A 6526-nucleotide genomic window follows, 5' to 3' on the forward strand; every position below is an offset into this window, starting at 1 on the left:
CACTGTCACAGGAGCAGCGCCTCAAGTTCCGGAAGTCGGCCGAACAGGTCGGGGAGGCCGTGGACGCCGTTGCGCGCGACCTCGTGCGACAGTGCGAGGTCGGGGCCGGTGCTCGCCTCGACGCCGGTGAGGCACCGGAGGATGTTGCGCCTCGTGTGCCCCAGCCAGCCGTCGATCATGAACACGAACCAGCTCGGGCCCGGCGGCGGCAGTGCTCCGCCCCCCGCGGCGTAGCCGTCGAGGACCGAGCGGAAGACGGCGGGCTTGATGTTGTCGAAGCCGGGTCCCTTCGCGAGGCTGAGCGCGGTCGAGCCGAGCTCGCCGGACAGGTCGAGCATGCCCGAGAGCTCCCAGTCGAGCACCACCGGCCGGCCCTCCCGGGCCAGCAGGTTCCACGGGTGGATGTCCTTGTGGGTCAGTACGACGGGGCCGGGCCGTTCGCAGGTGTCGACGACGTGGGCGATCGCGAGGAACGTCTCGACGTGGGAGGCGAGTTCGTCGGCCCACGGCTGTCCGGTCGCCACCGCCCGCGCGGCGAGCTCGGGCCAGTCCCGTGGCGTCGGTTCCTCGACCGACGCGGGGGTCCACGCGACGTCGAGCGCGTGGATGCGCGCGAGGATCTCACCGATCTCGAACGCGTACGCCGGCGACACCGGTGCTTCGGGCACCGTTTCGCCCTCGACCCATCGGTGGACGAGCGTGTGCTGGTCGGCCGAGATCGGCTCCGGCATCGGGATGCCGGCGGCGAAGGCCGCCCGCTCGAGCCTGAACACGTCCTCGACGTGATAGGCCGAGCGGCGGTCGACGAGGTTCAACTCCTTGACTGCGAACGACCCTTGGTCGGTGTCGAGCCGGTACGTCCGGTTGGCGAACCCGCCGTGGACGCGGATCATCGGCCGGATCGGCTCGCCGAGCTGCGAAAGGTTCACCCGCGCATGCTAGGGCCGGCAGTTCATCGATGCACCGGACTTTCCCGGGCCGACCACGTGCCGAACACGCAGGAGGACGCCTGGTCGGTGCTCACGGGGCCGGTATACCCGTTCTCGGCCGCTGTCGGTGGGGGCGGGCAGAATGCCGCCCATGATCCATGACTACCGACCGGGCGACGTGCTGCGGCTGGAGTGCCCGTTCACCGAGACCACGGTCACCGAGGTCTCCCGCTACCACGTCTCGGTGCGGTGCCCGTGGTGGGCGGCGGACCCGCAGGCCGAGGGCATCCACTGGAACGGCGGCCGTGCGATGCCGCTTCCTGCCGCCCGCGAGTGGGAGATCTTCCGGACGGAGCCGGTGGAGACGGAGCTGAGGCCGGGCGACACCTGCCGGGTGGGGATGCCCCCGACCGTGGTGCACGTCCAGTCGGTGGAGTACTACGACCCGCCGATGGTCACCGGCCTGCTGCCGCGGCCCGCGTGCTACGTCGAGGTCCTGCGGCAGGGAGAGGTGTACGAACCCGACTTCGAGGACCAGGGTTACGCGTTCGACCCGGCCGGCGGTGAGCCGATCAGTGTCGAACTGCTCTTCCGCCCGTACGCGTTCCTCGAGCCGGGCGACGAGGTCGCCGACCGGGACGGGCGTGCCTGGCGGTTCGACGCGGCGTGGGACTGGCACGCCTTCGACGGTGAGGCCTCGGGCACGCCGGTCTGGCCGCTGGTGCTGCTGTGCCGCGACGGTGAGCCGATCCCCGACGGGACCGACGGGACCGACGGGACCGAGGCGGCCGCGGCGGTCGCGCGGGCGACGGCGGCCGGCAGTCACGCGGAGGAGTGGGAACGGTGGACCGGGCTCGCGCTCGCGCAGCCGGCCGCCGACCGGCCGTAGCGGGGTGGGAGTGGGAAGTCGGGCGGGCCGACTTCCCACTCCGGGGGCGGGTGGGCCCTCGGGCGGGTGGGCCCTCGCCGGTCAGCGGGTCTCGATGACGACCGACTCGATGACGACGTCCTTGGCCGGGCGGTCGTTGCGGGGGTCGGTCTCCGTCGCGGAGATGGCGTCGACGACCCGCTGGCTCGCCGCGTCCGCGACCTCGCCGAAGATGGTGTGCTTGCCGGTGAGCCAGGTGGTCGGCCCGACGGTGATGAAGAACTGGGAGCCGTTGGTGCCGGGCCCGGCGTTGGCCATGGCGAGCAGATAGGGCTTGGTGAACGCCAGGTCCGGGTGGAACTCGTCGGCGAACTGGTACCCCGGCCCGCCGGTGCCGTTGCCCAGCGGGTCACCGCCTTGGATCATGAAGCCCTCGATGACCCGGTGGAAGACCGTGCCGTCGTACAGCTTCCCGTTGCTCGGCTGCCCGGTGTTCGGGTCGATCCACTGCCGTTCACCGGTGGCGAGTTCCACGAAGTTCTTCACGGTCTTCGGGGCGTGGTTCGGCAGCAGCCGGATCACGATGTCGCCCTGGTTGGTCTTCAGCGTCGCGTACAGCTCTTCTGCCATGGCAAGTCCTTCGGTGTGTCCTACTGGCGCGGACAGTCTTCCGGCCTGGACGGACGAACCCGGGGCGACAACACGGCATCTCACCCGCATGAGTGACGTGGCAGAAGGAGTGGGAAGTCGGCTCGTTCGACTTCCCACTCCTTGTGTCCTTCACGGGCTTGTCGTGGTCGGGGCCGTGGTCGTGGTGGGCGTGACGTCGCCCTCGCTATGGCGGGGTTCAGGTGGCATCGGGGGAGTCGTGGGTGGTGGCGAGGTCGAGTTCGGCCCAGACGGTCTTGGCGTTGGGGTGGCGGGGGATGGTGCCCCAGCGGTCGCAGAGGGCGTCGATGAGGGTGAGGCCGCGGCCGGACTGGGCGTTGGGGGTGTGGATGGTGGGGAGGACGGGGCTGCGGTCGCCCCTGGGGTCGCTGATGGCGATGCGGAGGGTGGTGCCCCGGCGCGCGGTGGTGGTGAGCGCGAGGTGCAGCTCGAACCCGCGCCCCGGAACGCGTCCGTGCGTGATCGCGTTCGCCGCCAGCTCCGCGACGATCAACAGCGCGGAGTAGTACGGCTCGGTGTGCGTCGAGTTCAGCCCCCAGACGGTGAGTTGACGTCTGGCGATACGCCGGCAGATCGCCGCGCCCTTGGGCGAGGCGGCGAGGGTGATGGTGTGCCGGCGGGCGTCGGCGAGGGGGAGTTCGGTCGTCATGGGCAGAAGCGTGACGGCGCGGACGTACGCTGACCATGCATTCGGCGGGCACGCATTGTGCATGTACGGATGCGGAGGGTTGTCCTGTCGGGTGGCCCGGATCAATCGATCGAAAGGGCGGGTGATTGCCGTGGGTGGCGTCGAGCGCACGGTCTTCGACGACGGCGAGACGGCGGAGAACTCCGACGGGGTCGCGGAGTTCTACAGCGCAGTGGGGAAGCTGATCAAGCTCTTCCGGGAGCGGGCCGGCTACACGCAGCGGGACCTGGCCAAGATGACGGGTTACAGCGAGGACCAGATCGGCGCGATGGAGCGGGGGGTGCGGACGCCGAGGATCGAGTTCCTGACGATGGCCGACGACCTCCTCAATGCGGGTGGGGTGCTCCGGGCCGTCGCGGACGACGTGATGAAGGCGAAGGTCCGGGTGGCCACTCGGCACCCGGCGTTCAACAGGGCCTTCACGTCCGAGGAGGCCAAGGCCGTTGAGATCCACGGCTACAGCACCCTGCTCGTCCCTGGGCTGCTGCAGACCGAATCCCACGCTCGGGCGCTCTACGAGATGCGCAGGCCGTGGCTCTCCGTGGAGCAAATCGACACATGGGTGGCAGCCCGGCTTGCACGGCAGGAGATCCTCTCGCGGTGGCCGTTGCCGACGATGAGCTGGGTGATCGACGAGAGCGTTCTCCGCCGCCCCATCGGGGGGTGGGACGTCCATCGAGAGCAGCTTGAACGGCTGCTCAAAGTCGCCGAAATCCGCGGCCTGGAGCTGCAGATCATGCCTCTCGATGCACCCGAGAACGCGGGAATGGGTGGGGCGTTTACGCTCCTTACCCCTTCGGGGCGCGCGCAGATCGCGTACGTTGAGGTGCAGCACGTAAACCGCCTGATCACGGACCCCGAGGAAGTCCGTCTCATGGCGGCACGATACGGCACCCTCAGGGGGCAGGCACTCAACATGAGGGAGTCCTTGGCCTTGATCGAAATGATCCTGGGAGAGCGATGAACATGGCCGAGCTGGCGTGGTTCAAGAGCAGCTACAGCAGCAATGAAGGCGCTGAGTGCATCGAGGTCGCCGGGGCCTCCGGTGCCGTCCACGTGCGTGACTCCAAGGACAAGAGCGGCCCGCAGCTGGCCTTCGAGCCGGCCGCCTGGCGGGCGTTCGTGAAGTTCGCCGCCACCACCGAGGTCTGACCGGACCTCTTCTCAACGGCCCACCGCCTACCGGGCGGCGGGCCGTTGGCGTGCCCGCTGCCGGGCTGTTGACCTGGGCAATTCCCGTAAAAGGAGCATTCGGGCTTCTCGTACACGTGATCGCTTCCGTGTGGCCGGTGTGACAGTAGTAGCTTCACTGGGAACGGAGGTACGCTCACGCCCGCACCTCGGATCGGAGGGGTACGCACACGCAGGAGTGCTAGGGGGAAGCTCAGCCATGTCCGTAATCCTTGATCGTGCTCTGACCTACTCGAACACCGTCCCGCGCGGAACCGTCCACCGGGCCGCCATCTGTGAGGTCTTCCTCACCGACTCCGCCCGGGTCTCCGGCGAGGAGTTCCTCGTCGCCGCGCAGCTGCCACGCGTCCACAGCTACTACAGCGACCACGTCACGGCGCCCGCCACCTACGACTCGATGCTGCTCATCGAGGTCTTCCGCCAGGCCTCGATCTACGTCGACCACACCTTCCTCGGTGCGCCGCTCGACAACAAGTTCGTCTTCATCAGCGGGGAGCTGGAGGTCGCCGACCCGGCGGCGCTGGTCATCGGCGCCCGCCCCGGGCACGCCGAGCTCCGCGTCCGGGTGGCCGGGCTGAAGCAGCGGGGCGGCGCCGTCACCGGCAGCACCCTCGACCTGGTCATGTCGGTCGACGGGCGGGAGGCCGCGACGATGCGCACGTACGCGCAGTGGATGCCCGGCGGGGCCTGGGACCGGATACGCCGTAGCGGCCGCGCCGTGCTCGACCTCACCCCGGACCGGTCGCACCGGACCGGCCGCCGGGTCGCCGCCGTCACCGTAGGCCGTTCCGCCGCGCAGAACGTCGTGCTCGCCGGGGCGGAGGTGGGCGACCGCGAGGTCCGCACCCAGGTCGTGGTCGACCAGGACAACCCGGCGTTCTTCGATCACCCGCTGGACCACATCCCGGGCGCGGTGATCTTCGAGGGCTTCCGCCAGTCGGCCATGTACGCGGCTCATGAGCTGTTCGGGTGGTCGCCGCGCGGCCTGCTGCTCTCCCGGGTGCAGACGGAGTTCACCCGCTTCGGCGAGTTCGAGCTGCCGACCGACTGCGTGGTGCGGGTCGTCGACCAGCCCGCCGCCGACACCGTCGCGTTCGAGATCGCCATGGCGCAGGAGGACGCGCAGATCGCCCGCGCCCGGGTGCACCTGACCCGGACCGGGCAGGACGCCGGCGCTGTGCAGAATCGTTTCGCCTATGACGTGGTCGGCGGCTGAGGACCGGCATCGCCCCCTCCGCGTGCCGGTTCGCGGTGCGCCGAACCACGCCGCACCCCGGGGTCCATGCCGAAAGGCCCCGTCCGCAGCCGCGGACGGGGCCTTTCGCGTCGCGTACCAGCCTCTGCGGGCCGACTCGGCGTACCCGGGCTCAGGGGGCCGGCTTCAGCCCCGCGGAGAGGGCCGTCAGCAGCGGCAGGGTGGGCATGGCGTGGCCGGCCTCCACGGCGCGGACCTGGCGCTCCGAGAGGCCGGAGCGCTCGGCGAGGTCGGGGACGGACAGGCCCAGGGCGGTGCGGCGCTCGCGGACGGCGCCGGCCAGCGCGGCGGCCGGGTCGCCGTCGGGGTGGGCGGGGAAGTCCTCGATCAGGGGGCGCGCGTGGTCCACCGAAGCTCCTCGTCGGCGAGTGGGGGCCGCACAGTCTGGCACGCGACCAGAACGCCTGCGGGGCAAGCGGAGGTCAAGTTTCCTTGACCGCAGCTTGGTTGCGGATCGCCGGCAGGCGTCACGCGCCCTTCACGCCGGCTCGTAGGGCGGTGTCGCGGACGAGGGCGCGGGCGTGCGGGGAGTCCATGGGGTGGGCGAAGAGGTAGCCCTGGCCGAGCGGGCAGCCCATGGCGGCGAGCAGGTCGCGCTGTTCGGGGTGCTCGATGCCCTCGGCGATGACCTGGACACCGAGGGTGTCGGCGATCCGGGCGATGCCCTCGACCAGGGCGTACTGCTGCCGGGAGTGGCCGAGTCCGTCGATGAAGGACTTGTCGATCTTGAGGAGGGAGATCGGGAACTCGCGGAGGTAGGAGAGGGAGGAGTAGCCGGTGCCGAAGTCGTCGATGGCGATGCCGACGCCGAGGGCGGAGAGGGTGGCCATGTCGGCGTGGATGCGGTCGTCGCGGCGCATCAGGACGGACTCGGTGAGCTCCAGCACGAGGGTGTGCGGGTCGATGCCCGAGGTGGCGATGGCCTG

The 6526-nt window shown here is 70.2% G+C and carries 9 protein-coding genes; 4 read left to right on the forward strand and 5 right to left on the reverse strand.

What is annotated here, in order from left to right:
• Positions 1 to 5: 5 nt before the first annotated feature.
• Complete coding sequence (locus ABTY56_RS27035) at positions 6 to 929, reverse strand: phosphotransferase family protein (protein WP_350631778.1); 924 nt, start codon at positions 927 to 929, stop codon at positions 6 to 8.
• A 151-nt stretch (positions 930 to 1080) separates the two neighbouring features.
• On the opposite strand from ABTY56_RS27035, the gene ABTY56_RS27040 reads away from it, so the two are divergent.
• Positions 1081 to 1818 carry a hypothetical protein gene (locus tag ABTY56_RS27040; RefSeq protein ID WP_350631779.1) on the forward strand — a complete coding sequence of 246 codons (738 nt, stop codon included), beginning with the start codon at positions 1081 to 1083 and terminating at the stop codon, positions 1816 to 1818.
• 81 nt (positions 1819 to 1899) lie between these two features.
• Here ABTY56_RS27040 and ABTY56_RS27045 read toward each other — a convergent pair whose 3' ends face one another.
• Positions 1900 to 2427, reverse strand: coding sequence for a peptidylprolyl isomerase (locus ABTY56_RS27045; RefSeq protein WP_350631780.1), 528 nt, complete (start codon positions 2425 to 2427; stop codon positions 1900 to 1902).
• A 217-nt stretch (positions 2428 to 2644) separates the two neighbouring features.
• Positions 2645 to 3115 (reverse strand): ATP-binding protein, encoded by a 471-nt coding sequence (locus ABTY56_RS27050; RefSeq protein WP_350631781.1) that lies wholly within the window; start codon positions 3113 to 3115, stop codon positions 2645 to 2647.
• Between the two features lie 130 nt (positions 3116 to 3245).
• Between ABTY56_RS27050 and ABTY56_RS27055 the strand changes: the two genes are divergently transcribed.
• The 3 genes from ABTY56_RS27055 (at position 3246) to ABTY56_RS27065 (ending at position 5561) form a co-directional block, all read left to right on the forward strand.
• Complete coding sequence (locus tag ABTY56_RS27055; RefSeq protein ID WP_350631782.1) at positions 3246 to 4118, forward strand: helix-turn-helix domain-containing protein; 873 nt, start codon at positions 3246 to 3248, stop codon at positions 4116 to 4118.
• Positions 4119 to 4120: 2 nt separating this feature from the next.
• On the forward strand, positions 4121 to 4306 hold the full coding sequence (locus ABTY56_RS27060) for a DUF397 domain-containing protein (RefSeq protein ID WP_350631783.1): 186 nt from the start codon (positions 4121 to 4123) through the stop codon (positions 4304 to 4306).
• 238 nt (positions 4307 to 4544) lie between these two features.
• Positions 4545 to 5561 (forward strand): ScbA/BarX family gamma-butyrolactone biosynthesis protein, encoded by a 1017-nt coding sequence (locus ABTY56_RS27065; RefSeq protein ID WP_350631784.1) that lies wholly within the window; start codon positions 4545 to 4547, stop codon positions 5559 to 5561.
• Between the two features lie 151 nt (positions 5562 to 5712).
• On the opposite strand, the gene ABTY56_RS27070 is transcribed toward ABTY56_RS27065, so the two are convergent.
• The gene (locus tag ABTY56_RS27070; protein ID WP_350631785.1) at positions 5713 to 5949 is read right to left on the reverse strand and encodes a helix-turn-helix domain-containing protein; all 237 of its coding nucleotides are present in this window, start codon (positions 5947 to 5949) and stop codon (positions 5713 to 5715) included.
• 118 nt (positions 5950 to 6067) lie between these two features.
• Positions 6068 to 6526, reverse strand: a 459-nt coding sequence (locus ABTY56_RS27075; protein WP_350631786.1) for an EAL domain-containing protein, incomplete at its 5' end; no start/stop codon positions are given.

The sequence above is a fragment of the Kitasatospora sp. NPDC097691 genome, from assembly GCF_040302665.1.
Classification (GTDB): domain Bacteria; phylum Actinomycetota; class Actinomycetes; order Streptomycetales; family Streptomycetaceae; genus Kitasatospora.

Excerpts from the sequence above, each read along its gene's own strand:
- ABTY56_RS27050 (WP_350631781.1), bottom strand. The coding sequence starts at position 3,115 with ATGACGACCGAACTCCCCCTCGCCGACGCCCGCCGGCACACCATCACC.
- ABTY56_RS27060 (WP_350631783.1), top strand. The coding sequence starts at position 4,121 with ATGGCCGAGCTGGCGTGGTTCAAGAGCAGCTACAGCAGCAATGAAGGC.
- ABTY56_RS27045 (WP_350631780.1), bottom strand. The coding sequence starts at position 2,427 with ATGGCAGAAGAGCTGTACGCGACGCTGAAGACCAACCAGGGCGACATC.
- ABTY56_RS27065 (WP_350631784.1), top strand. The coding sequence starts at position 4,545 with ATGTCCGTAATCCTTGATCGTGCTCTGACCTACTCGAACACCGTCCCG.
- ABTY56_RS27040 (WP_350631779.1), top strand. The coding sequence starts at position 1,081 with ATGATCCATGACTACCGACCGGGCGACGTGCTGCGGCTGGAGTGCCCG.